The sequence below is a fragment of the Streptomyces sp. NPDC015220 genome (genome assembly GCF_043079345.1).
Lineage (GTDB): Bacteria > Actinomycetota > Actinomycetes > Streptomycetales > Streptomycetaceae > Streptomyces.
The window spans coordinates 150482-172235 of record NZ_JBIBUK010000016.1; the positions used below are offsets into that span (position 1 = coordinate 150482).

22 protein-coding genes are annotated in these 21754 nt (G+C 75.3%); 14 read left to right on the forward strand and 8 right to left on the reverse strand.

The genetic code is table 11. The features are described 5' to 3' along the window. The first annotated feature begins 147 nt into the window (after positions 1-147). From ACF061_RS27360 to ACF061_RS27375, 4 genes are all read left to right on the forward strand, one after another. Positions 148-1362: a hypothetical protein gene (locus ACF061_RS27360; protein ID WP_392269637.1), complete on the forward strand. Its 1215-nt coding sequence runs from the start codon at positions 148-150 to the stop codon at positions 1360-1362. Between the two features lie 188 nt (positions 1363-1550). Continuing rightward, positions 1551-2081: a (2Fe-2S)-binding protein gene (locus ACF061_RS27365; protein WP_392269638.1), complete on the forward strand. Its 531-nt coding sequence runs from the start codon at positions 1551-1553 to the stop codon at positions 2079-2081. Continuing rightward, entirely contained in the window at positions 2078-3070 is a 993-nt protein-coding gene (locus tag ACF061_RS27370) for an FAD binding domain-containing protein (protein ID WP_392269639.1), read from the forward strand. The genes ACF061_RS27365 and ACF061_RS27370 overlap by 4 nt, the downstream gene beginning before the upstream one ends. 99 nt (positions 3071-3169) lie before the next feature. Then, positions 3170-5269 (forward strand): xanthine dehydrogenase family protein molybdopterin-binding subunit, encoded by a 2100-nt coding sequence (locus ACF061_RS27375; RefSeq protein WP_392269640.1) that lies wholly within the window; start codon positions 3170-3172, stop codon positions 5267-5269. 207 nt (positions 5270-5476) lie between these two features. Here the strand turns inward: ACF061_RS27375 and ACF061_RS27380 are convergent, their stop codons facing one another. Then, a complete protein-coding gene (locus ACF061_RS27380; RefSeq protein ID WP_392269641.1) occupies positions 5477-6571 on the reverse strand; it encodes a hypothetical protein in 1095 nt (364 codons plus the stop codon). A gap of 183 nt (positions 6572-6754) precedes the next feature. Between ACF061_RS27380 and ACF061_RS27385 the strand changes: the two genes are divergently transcribed. The 3 genes from ACF061_RS27385 (at position 6755) to tgmB (ending at position 8402) form a co-directional block, all read left to right on the forward strand. Continuing rightward, positions 6755-7093, forward strand: a complete 339-nt coding sequence (locus ACF061_RS27385) for a YkvA family protein (RefSeq protein WP_392269642.1) — start codon at positions 6755-6757, stop codon at positions 7091-7093. A gap of 121 nt (positions 7094-7214) precedes the next feature. Then, the gene (gene tgmA / locus ACF061_RS27390; RefSeq protein ID WP_392269643.1) at positions 7215-7406 is read left to right on the forward strand and encodes a putative ATP-grasp-modified RiPP; all 192 of its coding nucleotides are present in this window, start codon (positions 7215-7217) and stop codon (positions 7404-7406) included. A 12-nt stretch (positions 7407-7418) separates the two neighbouring features. Next, on the forward strand, positions 7419-8402 hold the full coding sequence (gene tgmB / locus ACF061_RS27395; protein WP_392269644.1) for an ATP-grasp ribosomal peptide maturase: 984 nt from the start codon (positions 7419-7421) through the stop codon (positions 8400-8402). A 122-nt stretch (positions 8403-8524) separates the two neighbouring features. Here tgmB and ACF061_RS27400 read toward each other — a convergent pair whose 3' ends face one another. From ACF061_RS27400 to ACF061_RS27410, 3 genes are all read right to left on the reverse strand, one after another. Continuing rightward, on the reverse strand, positions 8525-8782 hold the full coding sequence (locus tag ACF061_RS27400) for a DUF5133 domain-containing protein (RefSeq protein ID WP_392269645.1): 258 nt from the start codon (positions 8780-8782) through the stop codon (positions 8525-8527). Positions 8783-8932: 150 nt separating this feature from the next. Continuing rightward, complete coding sequence (locus ACF061_RS27405) at positions 8933-9178, reverse strand: WhiB family transcriptional regulator (protein ID WP_392269646.1); 246 nt, start codon at positions 9176-9178, stop codon at positions 8933-8935. A 512-nt stretch (positions 9179-9690) separates the two neighbouring features. Next, positions 9691-10686: a helix-turn-helix transcriptional regulator gene (locus ACF061_RS27410; RefSeq protein WP_392269647.1), complete on the reverse strand. Its 996-nt coding sequence runs from the start codon at positions 10684-10686 to the stop codon at positions 9691-9693. A gap of 78 nt (positions 10687-10764) precedes the next feature. On the opposite strand from ACF061_RS27410, the gene ACF061_RS27415 reads away from it, so the two are divergent. Further along, entirely contained in the window at positions 10765-11352 is a 588-nt protein-coding gene (locus ACF061_RS27415; RefSeq protein ID WP_392269648.1) for a DinB family protein, read from the forward strand. Continuing rightward, positions 11349-11810, forward strand: coding sequence for a VOC family protein (locus ACF061_RS27420; RefSeq protein WP_392269649.1), 462 nt, complete (start codon positions 11349-11351; stop codon positions 11808-11810). Before ACF061_RS27415 ends, ACF061_RS27420 begins: the two co-directional genes overlap by 4 nt. A gap of 46 nt (positions 11811-11856) precedes the next feature. Here the strand turns inward: ACF061_RS27420 and ACF061_RS27425 are convergent, their stop codons facing one another. After that, a complete protein-coding gene (locus tag ACF061_RS27425; protein ID WP_392269650.1) occupies positions 11857-12402 on the reverse strand; it encodes a hypothetical protein in 546 nt (181 codons plus the stop codon). A 466-nt stretch (positions 12403-12868) separates the two neighbouring features. Here ACF061_RS27425 and ACF061_RS27430 point away from each other — a divergent pair, with 466 nt between their 5' ends. Beyond that, on the forward strand, positions 12869-13099 hold the full coding sequence (locus ACF061_RS27430; protein ID WP_392269651.1) for a DUF397 domain-containing protein: 231 nt from the start codon (positions 12869-12871) through the stop codon (positions 13097-13099). Between the two features lie 242 nt (positions 13100-13341). Continuing rightward, the gene (locus ACF061_RS27435; RefSeq protein WP_392269677.1) at positions 13342-14262 is read left to right on the forward strand and encodes a helix-turn-helix domain-containing protein; all 921 of its coding nucleotides are present in this window, start codon (positions 13342-13344) and stop codon (positions 14260-14262) included. A gap of 110 nt (positions 14263-14372) precedes the next feature. Here the strand turns inward: ACF061_RS27435 and ACF061_RS27440 are convergent, their stop codons facing one another. Continuing rightward, complete coding sequence (locus ACF061_RS27440; RefSeq protein ID WP_392269652.1) at positions 14373-15191, reverse strand: SAM-dependent methyltransferase; 819 nt, start codon at positions 15189-15191, stop codon at positions 14373-14375. A 219-nt stretch (positions 15192-15410) separates the two neighbouring features. On the opposite strand from ACF061_RS27440, the gene ACF061_RS27445 reads away from it, so the two are divergent. From ACF061_RS27445 to ACF061_RS27455, 3 genes are all read left to right on the forward strand, one after another. Beyond that, a complete protein-coding gene (locus ACF061_RS27445; protein WP_392269653.1) occupies positions 15411-15629 on the forward strand; it encodes a hypothetical protein in 219 nt (72 codons plus the stop codon). A gap of 255 nt (positions 15630-15884) precedes the next feature. After that, complete coding sequence (locus tag ACF061_RS27450) at positions 15885-16757, forward strand: Gfo/Idh/MocA family protein (protein ID WP_392269678.1); 873 nt, start codon at positions 15885-15887, stop codon at positions 16755-16757. Positions 16758-16963: 206 nt separating this feature from the next. After that, positions 16964-18076: a PP2C family protein-serine/threonine phosphatase gene (locus ACF061_RS27455; RefSeq protein ID WP_392269654.1), complete on the forward strand. Its 1113-nt coding sequence runs from the start codon at positions 16964-16966 to the stop codon at positions 18074-18076. Positions 18077-18232: 156 nt separating this feature from the next. Here ACF061_RS27455 and ACF061_RS27460 read toward each other — a convergent pair whose 3' ends face one another. Continuing rightward, positions 18233-19597: an MFS transporter gene (locus tag ACF061_RS27460; protein WP_392269655.1), complete on the reverse strand. Its 1365-nt coding sequence runs from the start codon at positions 19595-19597 to the stop codon at positions 18233-18235. A 557-nt stretch (positions 19598-20154) separates the two neighbouring features. Then, positions 20155-21657, reverse strand: a complete 1503-nt coding sequence (locus tag ACF061_RS27465) for a helix-turn-helix domain-containing protein (protein ID WP_392269656.1) — start codon at positions 21655-21657, stop codon at positions 20155-20157. Positions 21658-21754: the final 97 nt, after the last annotated feature.

A 21754-nucleotide genomic window follows, 5' to 3' on the forward strand; every position in this document is an offset into this window, starting at 1 on the left:
CCGGCGGAGCCGGGCGCGGCCGACGGGATCGGTACGGCCGACGCGATCCGTACGGCCGACGGGTACGACACGGGGCCCCCGCCAACCGATCATGATCGGTTGCGGCGATACTGTGGGCGTACGCCGTCCCCGCCCGCAGAGTGGCCCATGTCGAACTCTTCCTCCCCCCGCCCCGCGGCGCCGCCCACCGTGTGGGCGGCGCGCGGCCGCCACACCGGTACCGCCGCGGCGGACGCCGTACGGCGCAACCTGGAGAAGCTCAAGGCCGACGACGTCATCCACAGCCACCTCGAACCGGACGACGCCGACCCGGCCGACGGGCACGTGTTCGAGGCCCGCTGGTCGGCTCCCGGCGAGGTGACCGTGCGCGCCCGGCTCACCCTGCCGCCACGCCACAACGCCGCCGCGGAACAGCAGTGGGTGCTGGTGGCGGAGGCGGAGGAGCCCTGGGACCCCCGGTGGCCGTCCCCCGCCACCGTGTTCTGGCCGCCGGAGGCCGGCTCCGGCTGGGCCCACGAAGCCGGCACCGGTCTGCGGCTGGGGGAGGTCAACCCCCTCCCCGACGACGACAAGGAGCTCCGGCGGGTCCTGCGGCACGCGGTGCGGGACACCTGGTGCGTCCACCTCGTCGTGCACGAGGCCATGACGCCGGACGAACGCGGCCGCGGCACACTGGTGCGGCTGCTCCCCGAGGGACTGCGGCACCGGGTCGTGGAGCACCGGGCCGCGCCGCACCGGCTCAGGGCCGTCAACTGGGTGCTGGACGACTTCGGGACCCGGGTGCCCCGGGGCGGCGCGGTCGTGCTGCCGGGCGCTTTGGCCGCGCCCGGCTACGACGCGCAGGAGTTCTCCGTGCGCAGCGTCTTCCTGGACGGCAACGAGCCGACGGAGGTCCTCGACGCCGTCACCCGGTTCGCCGCACTGCCGCGGCCCCTGCCGGACGGCGCCGACGCGGCCCTGACCGCGCTGCGCGAGCAGTGGCACCTGATGACCCTCGAGGAGGAACTCGCCCGCGCGCGGGAGCTCGTCGCCATGTACGCCGAGGCGCTCGACGCCATGACGAAGTCGCGGGACCTGTACCGCGAGGCGGCCGAACGGGCCAACGAGGCCCTCGCCGCCTACCGCGAGACCGGGGCCGCGGGGGCGCTTCCCGCGCAGAAGCCGGGGCGCGCCGCCACGGGGTCGCCGTTCCAGCAGCTGGCACGCGGCCTCGAACGACTCAAGGGCACGGCCCTGTCGCTGCGTCCGGGTTCCGCCCCGGTGGAGGGCGTCGCGGCCACGCCCCGGGACGCCGCCCAGCCGGAAGACGGCGCCGCCCGGTCGGCCGACGGTCCCGGCGCCCCTCCCCCGGCCGGGGACTGAGCCCGGTTGGCAACCACGCCCGACGCGACGTCGCGCCCGAGCCGGAGCGGGGCGTGTTCGAGGCCGGGCGTCTCCGTGGGCGCCGGGCCCGGGTGCCCGGCCCGGCGTGCCGGGACGTGTCAGGTGCCGCAGTCTGGATACGCGGACTGCACTCAGCACCACGGCCCGTCCGGAAGGTCATCCACGCCATGGGCAGCGACACTCACCGTTCCGAGACGACGCTCCGGGTCAACGGCAAGCCATACACGCTCGTCGTGGACCACCGGCGCGTCCTGCTGGACGTACTGCGCGAGGACCTGGACCTCACCGGCGCCAAGAAGGGCTGCGACCACGGCCAGTGCGGCGCCTGCACGGTCCTGGTCGACGGGCGCCGGATGAACAGCTGCCTGCTGCTCGCGGTCGCCCTGGACGGCTGCGAGGTGACCACGGTCGAGGGCCTGGCCGGCGACGGCGAGGAACTGCACCCGCTGCAACAGGCCTTCATGGACCGGGACGCCTTCCAGTGCGGGTACTGCACCCCCGGCCAGCTCTGCTCCGCCGTCGGCGTCCTCGCCGAGGCCGGGGCCGGGCATCCCTCCCACGTCACCGACCCCGCAGCGCCGTCCGGCCGGCCCGTCCCGCTGGGGCCGGACGAGATCCGCGAGCGGCTCAGCGGCAACCTGTGCCGGTGCGGCGCCTATCCGCGTATCGTCGAGGCCGTCGAGGACGTGGTCCGGTGAAGCCCTTCGGATACGTACGGGCGACGAGCGTCGAGGAGGCGACCGAGGCCTGCGCCGCGCACCCCGGCGCCCGCTACCTCGGCGGCGGCACCAACCTCGTCGACCTGATGAAGCTTGGCGTGGAGCGGCCGGCCGTGCTCGTCGACGTCACCCGGCTGCCCCTGGGCACGGTCGAGGAGCTGCCGGACGGTTCGCTGCGCGTGGGCGCGATGGTCCGCAACAGCGATCTCGCGGCGCATCCCCTGGTCCGCGACCGCTACCCGGCGCTGTCCCAGGCGCTGCTCGCGGGCGCCTCCGGCCAGTTGCGCAACGCGGCGACGACGGGCGGCAACCTGTTGCAGCGCACCCGCTGCCCCTACTTCCAGGACCTGTCCAAGCCCTGCAACAAGCGGGAACCCGGCAGCGGCTGCGGCGCCCGGGAAGGCGTGCACCGCGACCACGCGGTCCTCGGGCACTCCGAGCAGTGCATCGCCACCAACCCCTCGGACATGGCGGTCGCCCTGGCCGCGCTCGGCGCGCGCGTGGAACTGCACGGCGAGCGGGGCGCCCGCAGCGTCCCGGCGGCCGAGTTCCACCGGCTGCCCGGGGACCACCCCGAGCAGGACACCGAGATCCGCCCGGGCGAGCTGATCACCGGGGTGGTTCTCCCGGCCGCCGCGGCCGGACTGCCCTCCGCCTACCGCAAGGCCCGCGACCGGGCCTCCTACGCGTTCGCCCTCGCCTCGGTGGCGGTGGTGCTGCGGGTGTCGGACGGCGCCGTGGCGCACGCGGGCATCGCCTTCGGCGCCCTGGCCCACCGGCCGTGGCGGGCGGTCAGGGCGGAGGAGGCGCTGCTGGGCGGGCCCGCCACGCCGGCCGCCTTCGCGCACGCCGTCGAGCTGGAACTCGCCGCGGCCCGGCCGCTGCGGGACAACGCCTACAAGGTGCCCCTCGCCCGCAACCTCGCCGTGGACGTCCTGACCCGGCTCGCGGCGCCCGCCGGCGCCTGAAACCCCGCGGGGCCCGGCCCCGCCCTACCCCGCGACCGGGCCCCGAACCGCCCGGGCCCGTCCGCCGGGCCCGAACCGTCATGTCACAGGAGGATCTCCATGGCCGGCACCGGTACCGCGCTGGGCGCTCCCGCCGAGCGCCGCGAGGGGCGCCTGAAGGTCACCGGCGGCGCCCGCTACGCCGCCGAGCACCCGCTGCCGAACCGGGCCCACGCCCGGCCCGTGCCGGCCTCGGTCGCCCGGGGCCGGGTGACGGCGGTCGACGCCGCGGCGGCCCTGGGCCTGCCGGGCGTGCTGGCCGTGCTGACCCACGAGAACGCCCCCCGGCTCGCCGAGCCGGACGACCCGACGCTGGCCGTCCTGCAGACCTCCGACGTGCCGCACCGGGGCTGGTTCGTCGCGCTGGTCGTCGCCGAGTCCCTGGAGGCGGCCCGCGCGGGCGCCGCGGCGGTCCGTGTCGAGTACGCCGAGGAGGAGCACGACGTCGTCCTGACACCGGACCATCCCGGGGCGTACGAGCCGGAGACCGCCAACGGCGGTTATCCGGGCCGTCGCGAACACGGCCACCCGGAGAGCGCCTTCGGTTCCGCCGCGGTCCGCGTCGACGTCTCCTACCGCGTCCCGCCCCTGCACAACCACCCCATGGAACCGCACACCACCACGGCGTACTGGGCGCCGGACCACCTGACCGTGTACAACTCCAGTCAGGGCGGCAGCGACGTACGCGACACGCTCGCCGCGCTGTTCGAGCTGCCCGCGGAGCGGATCACGGTCGTCGCCGACCACGTCGGCGGAGGCTTCGGCTCCAAGGGCACCGCTCGCCCCGACGTGGTGCTGGCCGCCATGGCCTCGAGGGTGACCGGCCGGCCCGTCACCGTGGCCCTGCCCCGCCGTTTCCTGCCCGCGGTGGTCGGGCACCGGGCGCCCACCCTGCACCGGCTCCGCCTCGGGGCCGAGGCGGACGGCCGCCTCACGTCCCTGACCCACGAGGTCGTCACGCACACCTCGCGCGTCAAGGAGTTCGTGGAGCAGGCGGCGGTGCCGGCCCGAGTCATGTACGCCGCGCCGCACAGCCTCACCGCCCACCGGGTGGTCCGTCTCGACGTGCCCTCCCCCTCCTGGATGCGGGCGCCCGGCGAGGCGCCGGGCATGTACGCCCTGGAGTCCGCCCTGGACGAGCTGGCGACCGAGCTCGGCATGGACCCGGTGGAGCTGCGGGTGCGCAACGAGCCGGAGCGGGAGCCCGACAGCGGCAAGCCGTTCAGCAGCCGCCACCTGGTGGAGTGCCTGCGGGAGGGGGCGCGGCGGTTCGGCTGGGCACGGCGCGACCCGCGGCCCCGGTCCCGCGCCGAGGGGCCCCTGCTCGTCGGCACCGGCGTGGCCGCGGCCACCTACCCGGTGCTGGTGCAGCCGTCCACCGCTGAGGCGCGGGCCCTGCCCGACGGCACGTTCGAGGTGCGGGTGAACGCCACCGACATCGGCACCGGGGCGCGTACGGTGCTCGCCCAGGTGGCGGCGGACGCGCTCGGGGTGCCGCTGGAGCGGGTGCGGACCGAGGTGGGCGACAGCGACCTGCCGCCGGCGTCGCTGGCCGGCGGCTCCTCCGGGACGGCGTCATGGGGCTGGGCTGTGCACGAGGCGTGCGTCCGGCTGGCGGCGCGGCTCGCCGACCACGCGGGGCCGCCGCCCGGGACCGGACTCAGCGCCCGCGCGGACACGGCCGGCCAGGCCGACGCGGAGAGCTCCTACGCGCGGCACGCGTTCGGGGCGCACTTCGCCGAGGTGACCGTGGACACCGTGACCGGCGAGGTCCGGGTACGCCGGATGCTCGGCGTGTTCGCCGCGGGACGGATCCTCAACGCCCGCACCGCGCGGTCCCAGTTCATCGGCGGCATGACCATGGGGCTGGGCATGGCGCTGACCGAGGGCAGCACGATGGACGCCGCGTTCGGCGACTTCGCGGAGTCGGACCTCGCGTCGTACCACGTGCCCGCGCACGCCGACGTGCCGAGGATCGAGGCGGACTGGATCGACGAGGCCGACACCCATCTCAACCCGATGGGGAGCAAGGGCATCGGCGAGATCGGCATCGTGGGCAGCGCGGCCGCCATCGGCAACGCCGTCCACCACGCCACCGGCGTCCGTTGCCGTGAACTGCCACTGACGCCGGACAAGGTGCTCGCGCTCCTGGGCGGCTGAGCACGGCGCGCCCGGCGGGGAGCGTCTCCCGCGCTCCGCGGCGGGGCGGCCCCGCGGGACGGGGCGACGGGGCCCGCGCCGCGGGACGGGACGACCGGGGGGTTCGCGCCGCGGCGGCGGCGGCCAGGAAGGGCGAGCGGCGAACCGGCCGGCCGGCGGTGCGTTCGCCGGCCGGCCGGTCGCGGGCCGTCCCGAGCCGTGGTGCGGTCAGTCGGTGGGCTCAGTCGGTGGCCGCCGCGCCGGGTGCCGCTCGGCCACCTGGACCATCAGCAGCAGGGAGAGGGCGGCCAGCGAGGCCAGCGAGGCGCACACCGCGGTGAGCCCGGCGCTCGCGGGCGGGGCCATGGTGATCGACAGGGTGTGGGACAGTTCCCTCGGCGCGAACCGGCCTTCGGCGTACCCGAGTCCGGCGAGCGCCGCCGGTACGACCGACCCGGCGACCAGGGCCGCGACACCGGCCCGCAGGGCCAGCGCGAGGGCCAGAGCTCCGCACAGCCCCGACGCCGCCAGGGCGAGGCCGTAGACGAGGAGGGGCGCGCCCTCCCGGCGCAGCGGGAAGTGGGCGGCGCCGCACACGACCAGTGCCGCCGCCGCGACCCAGCCGGGCCAGAAGAGGAGCCGTGCCCCCGGCGCGGCGCGGTGCTCGACGCCCGTGGCCGGGTCGGCCGCCTCCGGCGTACCGAGGCGGCCGTCGAGGCCGGCCGTGCCGGTCATCGGCTCCTCCCCCACCGGGAACGGCTCGCCGCTCGCGCCGAACGGCTCCCGGTCCGCGCCGAACGGCTGTCCGACAGCATGCTCCCCGGACAGCCGCCCGATCAGTTCCACGAGTTCCTCCACGCCCAGCGAGCCGACCGCCGCCCGGACCGCCGTCCGGGCGCAGTGCGGCCGCTGGGGCGCCCGGTGCAGCAGCGCCACCAGCCGGGTGACGTCCTCGACGCAGCGGTGCTCCACCGCGGCCCGGATCGTGTCGTCGGCGCCGTCGGCCGGGCGCGGCGGACGGGTCAGCTCGGCCACCAGGCGGGCCACGTCCTCCACGGGGCGGTCCAGCGCGACCGCGCGCAGCACCGGGCCGACGGCGTCCGCGTGCCGCGGGGACTCCTCCAGGAGGTCGACCAGCCGGAGGACCTCCTCCAGGGGCCGCTCGCCCGCGGCGGCCCGCACCGGTCCATGGGCCGGGTCGCCGTCCGGGCGCCCGCCCCCGCCGCCGCCCGCGGGCCCGCCGGGCGGACCGGCCCGGTGGACCTCCTCGGTGAGGGCGACGGCGGACCGGTTCGACCGGGGTGGTGAAGAGCGGGTGGTCATCTGGGCTCCAGGGCAGGGGTGCGGCCGCTCCGCGCCCCCGAAGGGCGGCACGCCACTTACCCTGACCATTACTGGGGCGGCCGCCGACCGCTCGCCACCCGGGGTGCGCCGCGGGAGTGACCGCCGCCACGGCGGCAAGAAGCACGGAAGGCAAGCCGGCCGGGAAGAAGGGGAAGCACAGCTGTGGACCTCACCTCCAAGACGCTCCTCGTCGCGGCCGTCCTCGCCGCGCTCGTGCTCGCGGTGGCCGCCTGGCTGCTGGTGCGGCTGGTCCGCGCCCGGCGGGACCTGCGCCGCGCCGGGCTGCCCACGGGGCCGCGCTGGGTGTTCTGGGGGGCGGTCCTCTACTTCGTGCTCCCCGTCGACCTGCTTCCCGACCCGGTGTACCTGGACGACATCGGCGTCCTGCTCCTGGCGCTGCGCGCGCTGCACGGGGCGGGTGGCACGGGCACGCCCCTGCCCGCCCGTCGGCCGAAAGTCCTCGGGGCCGGGCAGCCGGGCGCAAACGATCACGCTCCGTAAGGAAACCATTCACCCGTTCGATTCGTATAAGTCTCGGGAACCCGAAACGAAGTCAGCGGGCCAAGCGACGCCGCAAGGGCGACCACCGCTTGATCGCGGCTGCACCGACAGGGGAGAGACGATGCAACCGTTCGCGCTCAACTACGCACGGCCCACCGTGGAGAGAGAAGCCGTGCTCCCGTACGTCTACGACTCCGGACTGCAGTTGAACGTGCTCCTCGACGGCCGGATCGCCGCCTGTGACCAGGCGCTGCTGAGGGAGCTGGGCACCACGACCTCCACGGCGGGTTCCAAGACGCACTTCGACGACTGAACGCCCGCGACGATGACCGTTCTCATCCTCACCGGCGAGGAGGACGTGACGGCGGACATGGTGGTGGTCCACCTGAACGCCTCCTCGGTTCCGGTGGTCCGGCTGGACCCGGCCGGTCTGACCGCGGGCGTCGCCCTCTCGGGCGAGTACGTGCACGGGTCCTTCCGCGGCCATCTGTCCGCGGGAGGACGGCTGGTGAGCGTGAACGGCCTGCGGTCCGTCTGGGTGCGCAGGCCGGGAGTTCCGGCGTCCCGGGCGGCGCAGCCCTCGGCCTGGCTCACCGAGGAGGCCACGCAGGCCCTCTACGGCATGCTGCGCGGCTGCGGCGCGCGCTGGATGAACCATCCCGACGCGGCACAGCGCGCCCGGCACAAGCCGTGGCAGTTGCGGCTCGCCCAGCGGTGCGGCCTGCCGGTGCCCGCCACGCTCATCACGACCTTCCCGCAGGCCGCCCGGGAGTTCGCGGCCCGCTTCCCCGACCTGGTGGTCAAGCCGGTCTCCGGCGCGCACCCGCAGGAACCGCCGAGGGCGGTGCCGACCAGCCGGGTCGCCCCGGACACGGACTTCGGGGCGGTCGCCTACGGTCCCACCCTGTTGCAGCGGCGCGTCGCCAAACGGGCCGACATCCGTCTGACCGTCGTGGGCGGGACCCTGCTGGCCGCCCGCAAGGAGACCCCGGCGGACGCCGATCCGGACGAGGTGGACGTCCGCTTCGCCGCGTCCACCACGCCGTGGCTGCCGTGCGAGGTCCCGCCGCGGGTGGCCACGGCCGTGACCGCGTACCAGCGGGAGGCCGAACTGGCTTACGGCGCTTTCGACTTCGCGGAGGACGCCGACGGTACCTGGTGGTTCCTGGAGTGCAACCAGTCCGGGCAGTTCGGGTTCGTGGAGGTGGAGACGGGCCTGCCGATCGCCCGGACGATAGCCGAGTGGCTGGCCCGTCCCGCGCCGCGGGAGTCCGGACCCGCCGACGACCGGCGCACCGCGGTCCCATGACCCTGTGTCGGCCCGGCCGGGTGGCCGACACCCATGGCCGAATCCTGACCAGGCGTCGACCGGCTTCTCGGCACGCAGTGCCAGGAAGATCGACGGGCGTCCCACCCACCCCGGCCCGGGGATCAGACTGCCAGCGACAGGCCGTTCTCCCCCTCGGCGTCCGAACCGACGCCCGCCGGGCGGGCGGCGGCGAGAAGCAGCGCGTCGGCCCGGGCGATGGCGTCGTGGATGCTGGTGGTGCCCGTCATGACGCACAGGGTGTAACTGACGTCCTCCAGCTCCCGAGCCGTCTCGGCCCGCTCCCTCTCCGCCTGAGCGATCTTCAGCGATGCGTACCGAGTCAGCAACGTCCTGACGACCTTCGGGTCCGGTACCAGCACGGAGCGCCCCTCTCTCGAATTTTTTCTGCGTATGCCCCAGGCACGCCGTGCCATGCATACCGACCGCTCCAAGCCAGGTGATTGGCCGGATTCAGTCGGTTTGTGGTGAATCCCTCGCGGTTCGACGCCGGAGCCCGCGCCCCCCGGCCGTCACCGGCGGCGGTCCTCGGACCCGCTGTGCGCCGCGGCGCGGCGCTCCCGCGCGGTCATGCCGCCCCAGATGCCGTCGTACTCGCTGTTGCGCAGGGCGAAGGCCCGGCACTCCGCCAGCACGGGGCACCGACGGCACACCGCGCGGGCCTGCTCCATCCGGAGCAGCGACAGCGCGCCCTCGCCGGGCGGGAAGAACAGTTCGGGGTCCTCGGAGCGGCACGCGCCGCGCTCGAGCCAGTTCATGCCGGCCGCCCGGGCACGGGCCCGGCACCGGGGGTGCGGGGCGTCGCGTGGCGGAGCCGCCCGCCGTGCTGGATTCGCTGGGTGACGTTCACCGGAACCTCCGCAGAACACTCGGCCGCACATGCCCGGGCAGCCCCCGTCCGCGGCGGCAGGGCGCCGCACGACCCGGCTGAGGTATCCGCAATATAGGTGCTTTTCCGGCCTTCGGCCAAGATTGGAGCAGCGGCGCGCACCACGAGTACCGCAGAACCCGGCGCCGCGAGCCGCCTCCCGCGAACGGCTTCCGCCCGGGCGGGCGGTCAGGCGGTGGATTCTTCTTGGGCGTGGCCGGATCCGGGCGGGGCCTCGCGCTCGGCGGGTGCCCGCCCGGTGGATGCCGCCACCGAGGGGGTCGGTGCGACGGTGTCCGCGGCGGCGTCGGGCCGGCACGGGGCGCAGCCCACGACCGGGGCGACTTGGCCCGGTGGTGCGCGGCGAAGGCGCTCAGCCGGTGCCGGTGTGGCCGTGGTCCATCACTCCCGCACGTCCGGCGCCGGCGGGTTCGCCGCACCGGCGGACAGCAGTCTCTCCGCCAGGACGCGACAGCGTCTCCCGAGCTCCGGAGGGTCGAGGACCTCGAAGTCGTGCCCCAGCAGAAGCACGTGCATGAGCACGGCGTCGAGACTTGCGGCGCCGCTGAGCACCTCGCAGAGCTCGTCCCCTCGCCGTCGTACGACGGCCGCCGACGCCGGGACCTGCGCGCGCACCGTGTCGGCCGACGCGTGCACGAGGAAGCGCGCCCGGTGCGGGTAGACCCGGCTCGCCACCCCCTCCTGCACGTACGTCGCCGCGTCGGGCGCCGGGCGCGGACCGAAGCGCCAGGTCCGTGCGGACGCGCCGGTCATCCGATCGACGCGGAAGCTGCGCCAGTCCTCACGGTCGAGGTCGTAGGCGAGGAGGTACCAGCGCCGGTCGGAGGCGACCAGCCGGTAGGGCTCGACCCGCCGCCGTCGCACCTCGCCCCCGGACGGGTAGTCGAAGCCCGCCTCGACCTCGTCGCGGCAGGCTCTGGCCAGCGTCATGAGCACCTCGGGGTCGACCGGCGTGCGGCCTTGGCCGAAGGACTCCACCGCGCCGGAGAGGGCGCGCACCTCGTGCCGGAGCCGGGCGGGCAGCACCTGGTCGAGCTTGGTCAGCGCCCGGAGCGCGGCGTCGCCGGCGCCGGCGACCGCGTCACCCGCGCCGGCGAGCAGTGAGACCGCGGTGGCGATCGCCTCGTGGTCGTCGAGGAGCAGCGGCGGCAGGTCCTGCCCCGGGCCGAGTCGGTAGCCGCCGCCGACACCCTGGTCGGCATGGACCGGATAGCCGAGCGCGCGCAGCCGCTCGACGTCGCGCCGTACCGTGCGCGGCGTCACCCCGAGCCGGGCGGCGAGCTCGGGGCCGGTCCAGACCTGACGTTGCTGCAGCAGCCCGAGCAGGGTGAGCACCCGCTCCGTCGTGCCCCGCTCGTTACCGCTCGCCACGTCCATGCCGCCCACTCTCTCAAAAGACAGTCGCCCACCAGATAGCGGACCGGTACTGTCCGCCAGGGCTGACACGGTGGCTCCATGGACGCAGACGAACCCGACTGGAACCGAACGTTGCGCGAGCAGTGGGAGGCCCACTGGAAACACCAGCTCCGAGCCCGGCTCGGCGGCCTCACCGACGACGAGTACTTCTGGTCGCCGGTACCGGACGCCTGGAGTGTGCGGCCGCGCGGCAGCTCGACGGCGCCCGTGCAGGCCGGCACCGGGGACTTCACGATCGACTTCGCCTTCCCCCAGCCGGTCCCGGCGGCCTTCACCACGATCGCCTGGCGACTCGGCCACGTCGTCGTCGGCGTGCTCGCCGCCCGCAACGCGGCGCACTTCGGCGCGCCGGCGGCGTCGTACGAGAACTGGGAGTACGCCGGCAGCGCGGCCACCGCCCTCGAACAGCTCGACACCCAGCTCGACGTCTGGCTGGCCGGGGTACGCGGCCTCGGAGACGACGGGCTGCGGGTCCCGGCCGGTGAGAAGGAGCCCTTCCCCGAGGCGCCCATGGCCGATCTGGTGCTGCACATCCACCGTGAGCTGATCCACCACCTGTCCGAGGTCTGTCTGCTGCGTGACCACTACCGGCACACGCATCCCGCCGCGAACGGAGCAACCCGATGAGCCGTCACGTCCAGGTCACCTTCGACGCCCACGACCCGCGGGCGCTGTCGTCCTTCTGGCGCGACGTACTGGGCTACGTCCACCCCGGCCCGCCCGGGGTGGACCTGCCCGAGGGCGCCGACCCGCTGGCGGCGTGGGAGGACTTCCTCGCGGGGGCCGGCGTACCGGAGGAGCTGCGCGACTCGAGATCGGCCATCGAGGACCCCGACGGGCACGGCCCACGAGTGTTCTTCCAGCGGGTGCCGGAGGGCAGGACCGCCAAGAATCGCGTCCACCTCGACGTCCGTGCGGCTCCCGGGCTGCGGGGAGAGGAGCGGATGGCGGCGCTGGAGGCCGAGTGCGACCGGCTCGTCGCGCTGGGAGCGACCCGGGTGCGTCGCCACGAGCCCGCTCCCCCGATGAGCGCCGGCTTCATCGTGATGACCGATCCGGAGGGCAACGAGTTCTGCCTGGACTGACGCGGCTCGCGCGCCGGCGCCGCGCGGCGCCGGCCGGACGCCCGGTTCACTCGGCGAGCGCGTCGGCGAGTTCCGTCGTGGCCCGCGCGATCTCCCCGTCCGGTTCCGCCAGCAGCGTCCGCAGGGCGCCGCTGCGGGCCCGGACCGCCTGCCGTGCCCGCCGCTCCCAGACCGCCGGGTTCTCCCGGTGGTTGAGGAGTTTGGGATAGACGGCGGCGACGGACTCCCACTGCCGGGCGTCGGCGATGCTCCTGAGCAGCTGGATGATCTGCGCCCGGCAAGTCACGTGCGGCAGTTGGGCGAGTTCCCACAGGAACGGGACCGTGGCGGCGGTCGCCTGTTCCACGACGAAGCCGTACTGGCAGATGCGCCCGCGCAGTTCGTCCAGCGCCGCCCGGGCGGTCCGGGCGTCGCCGCGGGCCACCCCGCGGAGCAACCGCGGGATGTCGGCGGCGGAGCCGGTGGAGTCCCTGATGTCGCTCCAGGGCACCTGCCCCAGGGCCGCGAGTGGCGTGGTGGCGGCCACGCCGGTCGGGGGGGTCGCGCGGTCGGTGCGCTGGGTGCTCGGCTGCTCCGTCGGTGCGGTGGGCATGACGTGGGGCCTTTCCGCGGCGGTCGTATGGGGGGACGGCGGCTCGGTGGGGGGCCGGAAGACGGGTGCGGGACTCACGGCCCGTGGGGCGCGGACGCGGGACGCGTCCGGCTCCCGGCGGGGCATGGTGCTCGACAGGGCGGTTCGTGCTCCGTGCGCGGACCCGGACGCGCCCGCCGGTCCGTCCACGTCACGACCGCCTCGGCCGTGACAGGCGTTCCGGTCGTCGGGCTCGCGGGTGAGCGCACGGCATCTCCCTGCTGTGACCTGACGCTTTGTCACTCACTGGCGTCTACCGCGAGGTTGACGCCCTCGCTATTATCCACCCTGTCAGCGTCCGCGTGCAATTGCACGCGAAATTTCTCGTGAATGTGCGCGGGAACCGCGTGGGTCCAGTCGGACACGGCCGGTCTCCGACCCGGTCCGGGCGGCCTCACGACGGAACGGGAACAGCAGGGAGAGTGCGGTGCCACCAGTGCGCAACGGAGTGCGGGCCAGCTCGTTGGAGGTCCGCTGGATCAAGAGCAGGCACAGCAACGCCGAGGGCAACTGCGTGGAGGTCGCGGCCCTGGCCGGCGGCGGCATCGCGGTACGCAACTCCCGCGATCCGGACGGCCCCGCGCTGGTCTACACGCCGGCGGAGGTGGCGGCGTTCCTGGCCGGCGCCAAGGACGGCGAGTTCGACCACCTGCTGTGACCGGTCCCGCGTGACCGCTCGCACGACCGCCCGACGTCACCGGCGGGGCGCGACCGCCCCGTGCCCGTCCGGAGCGGGCTCCGGAGCCGCGCGTCCGGCCGCCGCCCGGGCTCGGCCGGCCCGTCCGCCCCGGGCGCGACGGACCGCGCGACGGACTCACCGGCTCGCCCGAGGGGTACCCGGCGCGGCGGACCGGTACGATAGTGTAGGCCTCAAGTCTGCCGGTCCACTGGGGAGTCATGATGTCCGCCGAGCCGCATCGCCTCTCCCGCCTCGAGCCCTACCTCGACCGGTCCGAGCCGGCCCCCACACTGCTGAAGATGCTGGTCGGCGTCCAACTGGCGGGGTTCCGCGACGACGCCCGGATGTCCCAGGAGCAGGCGGCCCGCGAACTCGGCTTCAGCGCGGCGAAGTTGTCGCGCATCGAGTCGGGCAAGGGCCGCCGCCCTCCGGCCGAGGGAGACGTACGCGCCCTGCTGCGGCTGTACGGAACCGACGAGTACGAGTCCTCCGTCCTGCTCAAGCTGTTGCGGCGCGCCGGCGAGCCGGGCTGGTGGCAGCGTTACGACAAGCGGCTGATGCCCGAGTGGTTCGACCGGCTGGTCGGGTTGCAGGAGGCGGCAGCGGCGATCCGCACCTTCGAGATCCAGTACGTTCCCGGTCTGCTGCAGACCCCGGCCTACGCCCGGGCGGTGGTGGAGCGCGGCCTGCCGACCGCCTCCGCCGGTGAGGTGCAGCGCCGTGTCGAACTGCGCACCCGCCGCACCGAGTTGCTGACACGGCAGGACGCCCCGCAACTGTGGGCGGTCGTCGACGAATCGGTACTTCTGCGGGTGCTGGGCAGCCGGGAGGTCATGCGGGAACAGCTCGCGCGCCTGGTCGAGATGGCCCAGCGCCCCAACGTGACCGTGCAGATCGTGCCGTTGGACGCGACGAACGCGTCCGCGCCCGCCATACCCGTCACCTACCTCCGCTTCGGCGGACTCGACCTGCCCGACGTCGTCTACCTCGAGCACATCAGGAGTGCCAACTTCCTCGAGGACCGCGACGAGACCGAGGAGTACCGGGTCGCCCTGGACCGGCTCGCCGACGAGGCGCTGACTCCGGCGGAGTCCCTGGCGTTGCTGCGCAAGACCATGAAGGACCGCTACCCGGCGCCCTGAGCCCGCACCTTGACACGCTCTCCGGCACGGACGCGGCGGCCACCTCCACCTGCGGCCGCCGGAACCACTGTCGCTGGTCCCGGAGGGTCTTGCCGCCCCGGTGGCCGGTCCTAGCGCAGCACCCCCACACCGCCGTACTCCACCCACTCGTGAGTGAGCTGACGCGGCGCCACCTCCGTGTCCGGCCGCCAGGTGGACACCTCCACCAGCCCCGGATCGAGGATGTCCAGGCCCTCGAACCACTCGGCCACGTCCTTCTCCTGACGCACCCGGCCCCAATGGCCCTGGGTGGCCTGGTCCATGAAGTCCGTGACGAAGTCACGCACCTCGGCGTCCTCGCTGACCAGTTGGCACATGAGCATGACGCTGCCGGGCGCGAGCCGCTCCCGGACCCGCCGCACGAGTGCGAGCGGACCGTCGGTGTCACTGTCCGGGATGCAGTGGAAAACCGAGTTGAACAGCACGGCCACCGGCTGGGAGAGGTCGATGAGCCGTTCGGTGTCGGGGTGGGTGAGGATCCCGTCGGTGTCGCGCATGTCGGCGTGGACGACCGCGGTGCGCTCGTCCTGCTGGAGCAGGGCCCTGCCGTGGACCAGCACCATGGGGTCGTTGTCCACGTAGACCACGTGTGCCCGGGGGTCGACGCGCTGGGCCACCTGGTGGACGTTGTCCTGGGTGGGCAGGCCGGAGCCGTGGTCCAGGAACTGCCGTATGCCGTGTTCCTCGGCGAGCGTCCGCACGGCCCGCTGGAGGAAACGGCGGTTGTTCAGGGCCAGTCGGCGGGTGCTGGGGACGACCTTGTCGAGCTCCTCGCACGCCGCGCGGTCGGCCGCGTAGTTGTCCTTGCCGCCCAGGTAGTGGTCGTACATGCGTGCGGCGGTCGGCACCTTCTGGTCGATCGTCGTGGACAGCTGGTTCTCCGCAGGCACCGTTCCCCCAGATTCGCCGGATCCACCGGGCCGACCGCCCGGCCGGTCCGATGGAGATTACATCCTATGGAACTCCGATCAGCCCGAACCAGCCCAGGAGCAACGGGAGTTGGTGACTTCCCCGGGACCCGCCACGATCCTCACGAATCCTTCACGCCGGCGTGCCCATCAACGACGCGGTTCGGAGCACCCGCTCCCTGAACCGGACAAGGGGGCGTCGTGGTATTCGTCGCAGTGCTGTTGCTGCCGCTCGTGTCCGTGCTCCTCATGGTCATGGACCGCGTGGAGCAGCGTGTGTTCCGGTCCGCTGCCGAGCGGGGCCGGCACGCCGGGCACCGCAGGCACCTGCGGCTGATCCCGGGCGGCCGGCGGGACACCGGAACGGAGCCGGCGTACTCGCGCGAGGGCTCGCCGCAGGAACGGCGGCGAGCGGCCTGAGCCGTCGGACGTCCCGGCCCCGGGACGTCCGACGGTCCTCGGCGTCACGTCCCGCCGAGGCCGCCGCCGACCTCACGCGGCCTGGGCGCCCGCTTCCCGCGCCGCCGGGTCCGGGCATCCGATCCCCGTCCTCGCGCCCGCACGGTCCCGTCCCGCCCCCGCCTGTCCCGTCACCCGGCCGCCATGACACGCTCGGGCCTGACCGGCCCACCGGGGTCCGGTCCCACCGTGTCCGGCAAGTGGAGAGGCATCGGCATGCGCATCGGACTGCTCGGCACCGGCCCCTGGGCCCGGATGGTCCACGCTCCCGCCCTGAGCGGGCACGGCGAGCTGGACTTCGCCGGTGTCTGGGGGCGGCGTGCGGCGGCCGCCGGGGAACTCGCCGCGGAGCACGGCACGCGCGCCTACGACGACGTGGACGCGCTGTTCGCGGACGTGGACGCGGTCGCCGTCGCCCTGCCGCCGGACGTCCAGGCCGAGCTCGCGGTGCGCGCCGCGCACGCCGGGTGCCACCTGCTGCTCGACAAGCCACTGGCGGCCACGGCCGAGCGGGGCCGCGCCGTGGCCGAGGCCGTCCGGGAGACCGGGGTGGCCTCGGTGGTCTTCTTCACCACCCGGTTCCAGACCGGCCCGGAGTCCTGGATCACCGAGCAGGCGGGCCGGGGCGGGTGGTTCACGGCACGGGCCGAGTGGCTCGGCGCGGTCTTCGGCGGACAGAGCCCGTTCGCCGCCTCGCCGTGGCGGCGGGAGAAGGGCGCGCTGTGGGACGTGGGCCCGCACGCGCTGTCGGTGCTGCTGCCCGTCCTGGGCGACGTCCGGGCCGTGACCGCCGCCGCGCACGGCCCGGGGGACACCGTGCACGTCGTTCTCGACCACGTCGGCGGCGCCTCCAGCACCCTGACGCTGAGCCTCACCGCTCCCCCGGCGGCGGCCGGCGCCGTCGTGGAGCTGAGGGGCGAGGCCGGGGTGAGCGTCCTGCCGGACAGCACCGAGGCAGCGGTCTCCGCCTTCGCACGGGCGGCGGACGCGCTGCTCGCCACCGCCCGCGACGGACGCCCGCACCCGTGCGACGCCGCGTTCGCCCTGCGGGTCACCGAGATCCTCGCGGCGGCCGAGGCCGCCCTGTAGCCCCCTCGGCGCCCGCGGACCCGCGGGCGCCGAACGCGCGACCGGGGCCGGAAACCGACGCCGATGCCGAGCCGGAAGCCGACGCCGAGCCGGGATGCGCCGGATGGGGCCGGACCGGACCGGACCTGGCGGGGCGTCGCTCTCCGGACGGCGGCGGGCCGGGCGTCCGGCGTGCGGGACGGGTTCGAAGGGAGCAGCGTGGTGGTGTGCTGAAGCTGCCTGTCCCGGCGCCGCGCAGGGATCCCCACCGGCGGGGCTGGCTGCGCGGTGCGCCGCCGCCCCGCTGGGTGCGGGTGCTGCCGGTCGCGCTGGTCGCGGCCGTGTGCGTGGCCACGCTGGCCAGCCCCTACCCGCTCGACATCGGCTTCCTGCTGGGAGCCATTCCGCCGCTGGCCGTGCTGTCGTACGGGCCGCTGGCGACCGCGTTGCTGGGCTGCGTGGTGGTGGCCCTGCTGAGCGTGCCGGTCTTCCGTCTCGGCCACCCGGGCAACACCGACCTGGAGACGGTCTGCTTCGTCGCCGTGCTGAGCGTCCTGCTGTCCTTCGTGCGCAGCCGCCGCGACGCGCAGCTCGACCTCGAGCGCACGGTCGCCGAGGCCGCGCAGCGGGCGGTCGTCCCGCCGCTGCCCGAGCGGGTGGGACCGGTGTGCTGCGTGGGCCTCTACCGGGCCGCGCAGCGCGGGACGCTGGTGGGCGGGGACTTCTTCGACGTGCGGCGCGGCCCACAGGGCGTACGGGCGGTCATGGGAGATGTGCAGGGACACGGACTGGCGGCGGTGTCCACGGTCGCCGCGCTGCTGGGGAGCTTCCGGGAGGCGGTGCTCGACCGGCGGGATCTGACGGCGGTCGCCGGCGCCCTGGACCGCCGGCTGGTGGTGGACTCGGCCGAGGTGCGGCACGCGGAGCTGTTCGCGACCGCCGTGCTGCTGGAGTTCTCCGCCGACGCGCGCTCGGTGCGCGTGGTGACGTGCGGGCATCCGCCGCCGATCCTGCTGCGGGACGGGAAGGCCGCGGAGGTCGAGGTCGTACCGTGCACCCCGCTGGGGCTCGGCCTGTCCGACGGCGTCCCGCGGCAGGACGGGCGCACCGTGCTGCTGCGCCGCGACGACGTGCTGTTCCTGGCCTCCGACGGCGTCACCGAGGCCCGCGACGCCCAGGGCGCGTTCTACCCCCTGCTGGACCGGCTGCCCCGCATCGCCGACCACGACCCGGCCGCCCTCGCCGACCGCGTGCTGGCCGATCTCCTCGCGCACTGCGGGACCGTCCGCGACGACGTGACGATGCTCGTCCTGACGCCCTGCCCGCCGAACGGCCGCTGACTCGCGGCCCACGCCGGGGGGGTGGGCGGCGCGGCGAGCCGCCCGCGACGCGGACGCGCCCCGCCTCCGTGTGCGGGGAGGGCGGGTACGGCCGGGCGGGCACGGCCGCGACGTGTGCGCGCCGTGCCCGCCCGTGGGAGGGGAGTGGGCCGCGACTCAGACAGCCGTGGCGCACCCCGCGGCGCAGAGCTCGCCGTGCCCGGGGACCACGCAGCCGACGGGCGCGGGAGACGCCGGGCGCGCCACGGGCAGCGGCGCCCAGGCGACGGCGGCGGGCTCCGGGGGGACCGCGGCCACGGAGGCGCGGCGAGTGCGCCGGGCGCGCAGGACGGCGCCGGCGGCGATCGGGCCGGCGATGAGGACACCGCCGATCACCAGGGCCCCCCGGGCGCCCGCGACCTGCATCAGCAGCCCCAGCAGTGGCGGCCCGACCAGGCTCCAGCCGGTGCTCACGGTGCGCCACACGCCGAGGACCCGGCCCCGCAGGTGCGGCGGGGGGTCGGTCTGCAGGACCGTGGTGCCGGCGGTGTCGGAGACGGACTCCACCACGGCCATCGGGGCGACGAGCAGCAGCAGGACCCACAGGCTCGGCGACAGGCCGGCGCCGATCTGCAGCACGGCTCCGGTCGCGGCGAGCGCGCCGACCATGCGTACCGAGGGGCTGCGCAGGCGTCCGGCCAGCACCGCGCCGGCCACGCCGCCCACGGCCAGGACGGTGGAGACCGTGCCGAAGGCTCCGGCGGCGCCGCCCAGCGGGCCGGTGACCAGCACGGCGAGGGTCAGGGCGTAGTTGCGGCCGAAGACGCTGCTGATCGCGGTGATGCCGGCCAGGGCGACGAGCCGCGGGCGGCGCAGGAAGAAGGCGAGGCCCTCGCGTGCTCCGGTGCCGCGCCGCGCCGACGCGGGGGCGGGCGCCGCAGCGGGGGCGGCCGCGCGCGGCCGGACCGCCTCGGCCGGCCGTTGCCGTCCGGCGCCGGGGTGCGGGCGCAGGAAGGGGATCACCGCCGCGACCGCCAGGAAGGACAGGCCGTTCGCGGCGTACGCCGCGCCGGGGCCCCACAGGCCGACGACCACGCCGGCCAGGGCGGTGCCGCCCACGCGGCCGGCGCCGCTCACCATCGAGCCCAGCGCGATGGAGGAGGGCACGTTCTCGGGCGGCACGAGGTCGTTGCCGAGCAGCGCGCAGGCGGGCGCGTCGACGGTCGCGATCAGCCCGGTGACGGCCGCGAGCGCCATGAGGACCGGCACCGACAGGTGGTCGGTGAGGACCAGCGCCGCGGTGAGGAAGCCGACGAGGGCGAGCAGTGCCTGGCTGACCGTGGCGGTCAGCCGGCGCGGCCAGGCGTCGACGGCGGCTCCGCCGAGAAGGCCGAGCAGCAGGCCGGGCGCGGCCTGTGCGGACAGTGACAGACCGGTCGCGGCGGCGGATCCGGTGAGGTGCAGCACCAGCAGGTTCTGGGCGGTCAGCTGCATCCAGGTGCCCGCGTTGGACACCAGGTTGGCCGCCGACCACCAGCGCATGGCGGGGTGGCGCAGCGCCCGCCACGGGGCGCGGTCCTCCCCCGTCGCGGTCCGGCGGTCCGGACGGCGGAACGAGGGCGGGGACGGGCGGCGCCCCGCGGTCGCGGGCGGGGCCGGAGAGGCAGAGGAGGGTGAGGCCACGGAAGGTCGCTTTGCGTGAGGGGCCGAACGGCTTGCCGTGCTGTGCCGCCCTGGGCGGCTCGACGGTGAGACGTGGCCGGGCACAGCGGCTGCCCATCCTCACAGACGCCCTGGGCGAGTCGCTGTGCGACCGGTCTCCCACCGGCCGGCGCGCGCCTCAACCGGCTTACGGAGCACGGAGGTCGGCGGTGTGGTGGTGTTCCTCACAGGCGGGCGCGACCGGCGGCGCTGTGACCTGCGCCTCCTAGCCGGGCACGGGCGGGACCGGTCCCCCGTTCCGGTCCCGCCCGCGCGCGGCCCGCGGCTGCGCCCGCGGTCCGTCGAACCTACGTGTCATCCGGAGGCGTCGGTACCGCGCCGGTGCCCCTTCGGGCAGCGCGAGGGCTCAGCCGTGCACAGTTGAGTCCGCGATGCCCTCATTCGTGCCCGTCGAGGGCGGGCTGTTCGAGGTCGCCCACCACCAGATGGGCCAGGACGACCTCGTACAGGTCGCTGCCGACGGCGAGGAGCCGGCGTTCGAGGACGGGCTCCACGCCGCGTACGTGCTCCCGTACGGTCTGCGCGTGGACGCCGAGCAGGTGTGCGGCGCGTTCGGCGTTGCCTCCGGCGGCGATCCAGGCGCGCAGCGTCCCGCGCAGGTCCCGGGTGTCCGCCGCCAGCCTGCCGAGCAGTTCCTGCGCCCAGGTGCGCAGCGCCGGGCCGGCCAGCAGGTCGCGCAGGCGTGCGGCGGGGACCGGCGGCGCGGGGGCGGCGGCCGGCGCGGGGGCGAGGCCCGCCTGGGTGTTCAGGGCCAGGTGGACGGCGGCCCGGACGGTCAGATGCGAGAAGTCCGTGCCGAGGAGCCGTTCCGTCCGTTCCATCCGGGCGCGGACGGTGTTGCGGCTCACGCCGAGGATCCGCGCGGCGCTCACGGCGGTGAACTCCAGCCCCAGCCGCGTGGTGGCGACCAGCTCGGCGCGGGTGTGGTGGGGCAGGGTGTCCAGCGGCCGCAGCAGCCGGACCGACCAGGCGCGCAGGGCCTCGGTGTCCATCAGGCGTTCGGGATGGGTGCGCTCGGCGTACACGGCCGTGCCGTCCGGACGGACCCGGGCGAGCGCGAGGGCGCTCACGGCCTGCCCGTAGGCCGTCGCGGTCCGCGCCAGGCCCTGCCGGGTGCTGCCGCCGAGGTACGTGTGCGGGCGTTCGCCGACCAGCGAGCGCAGGGCCCGGCCGGCGCCGTCCGCGGGGGCGACGACGATGACGTGGCCGTCCACCGCCGGGCAGCGTACGACCAGGGCCCGGTGGCCGGTGGCCGCCAGGCACTCGGCGGTCAGCCGCTCGCGTTCGTCGCGGTGGGTCTCCACGACGTAGACGGTGGCGGTGTCCGTGTCGAGCAGCCCGGGCCACAGACCGGCGGCCACCCGCCGGGCCGAGACGGTGTCCTCCACCATGAGCAGTTGCAGGATCGCCAGCCGCAGTGCGGACGTGGCCCGTTCGAGCCGGCGTCCGGCCGCGCCGGTCTCGTGGGCCCGCAGCAGCAGTTCGACCACGCCGACGGTGCGGCTCAGCATCTCGGCGGCCTGCCGGTCGAAGGGGGCGGCGCGGGCGACGGCCAGCACCCCGGCCGGGGGCGCGTGCGGGCCTCCCACGCGCACCAGGTGGACGTGGCGGTCCCGGTCCTGGAACGCCGCGGAGGCGAACCGGCCGGCGAGGACGTCCGCGACCAGGTCGTCCGCCGAGGGCACGGGCTCGCCGGCGACAAGGGCGCCGGCGCCGTCCAGGAGGCAGGCGGTGCCGTGCGCCGCGCCGGCGAGCCAGGCCACCACCTTGCGCACGTCCCATCCGGTCGGCCGCAGTTGGTCGAGGAGTTCCTCCGCCCATGTCGCCGGCCCGATCCCCCGGCCGTGCGCCGGGAAGGCCCCATCCTCTCGGCCGGCCATGTCGGCCCTCTCCTCCCGCTCCTCGAACACCGCGATGACCTCGGTGTTTCCGGCGGGGACGTTACCAGTGGCGGTCGCCGCCGAGGCGGGCCGGGCA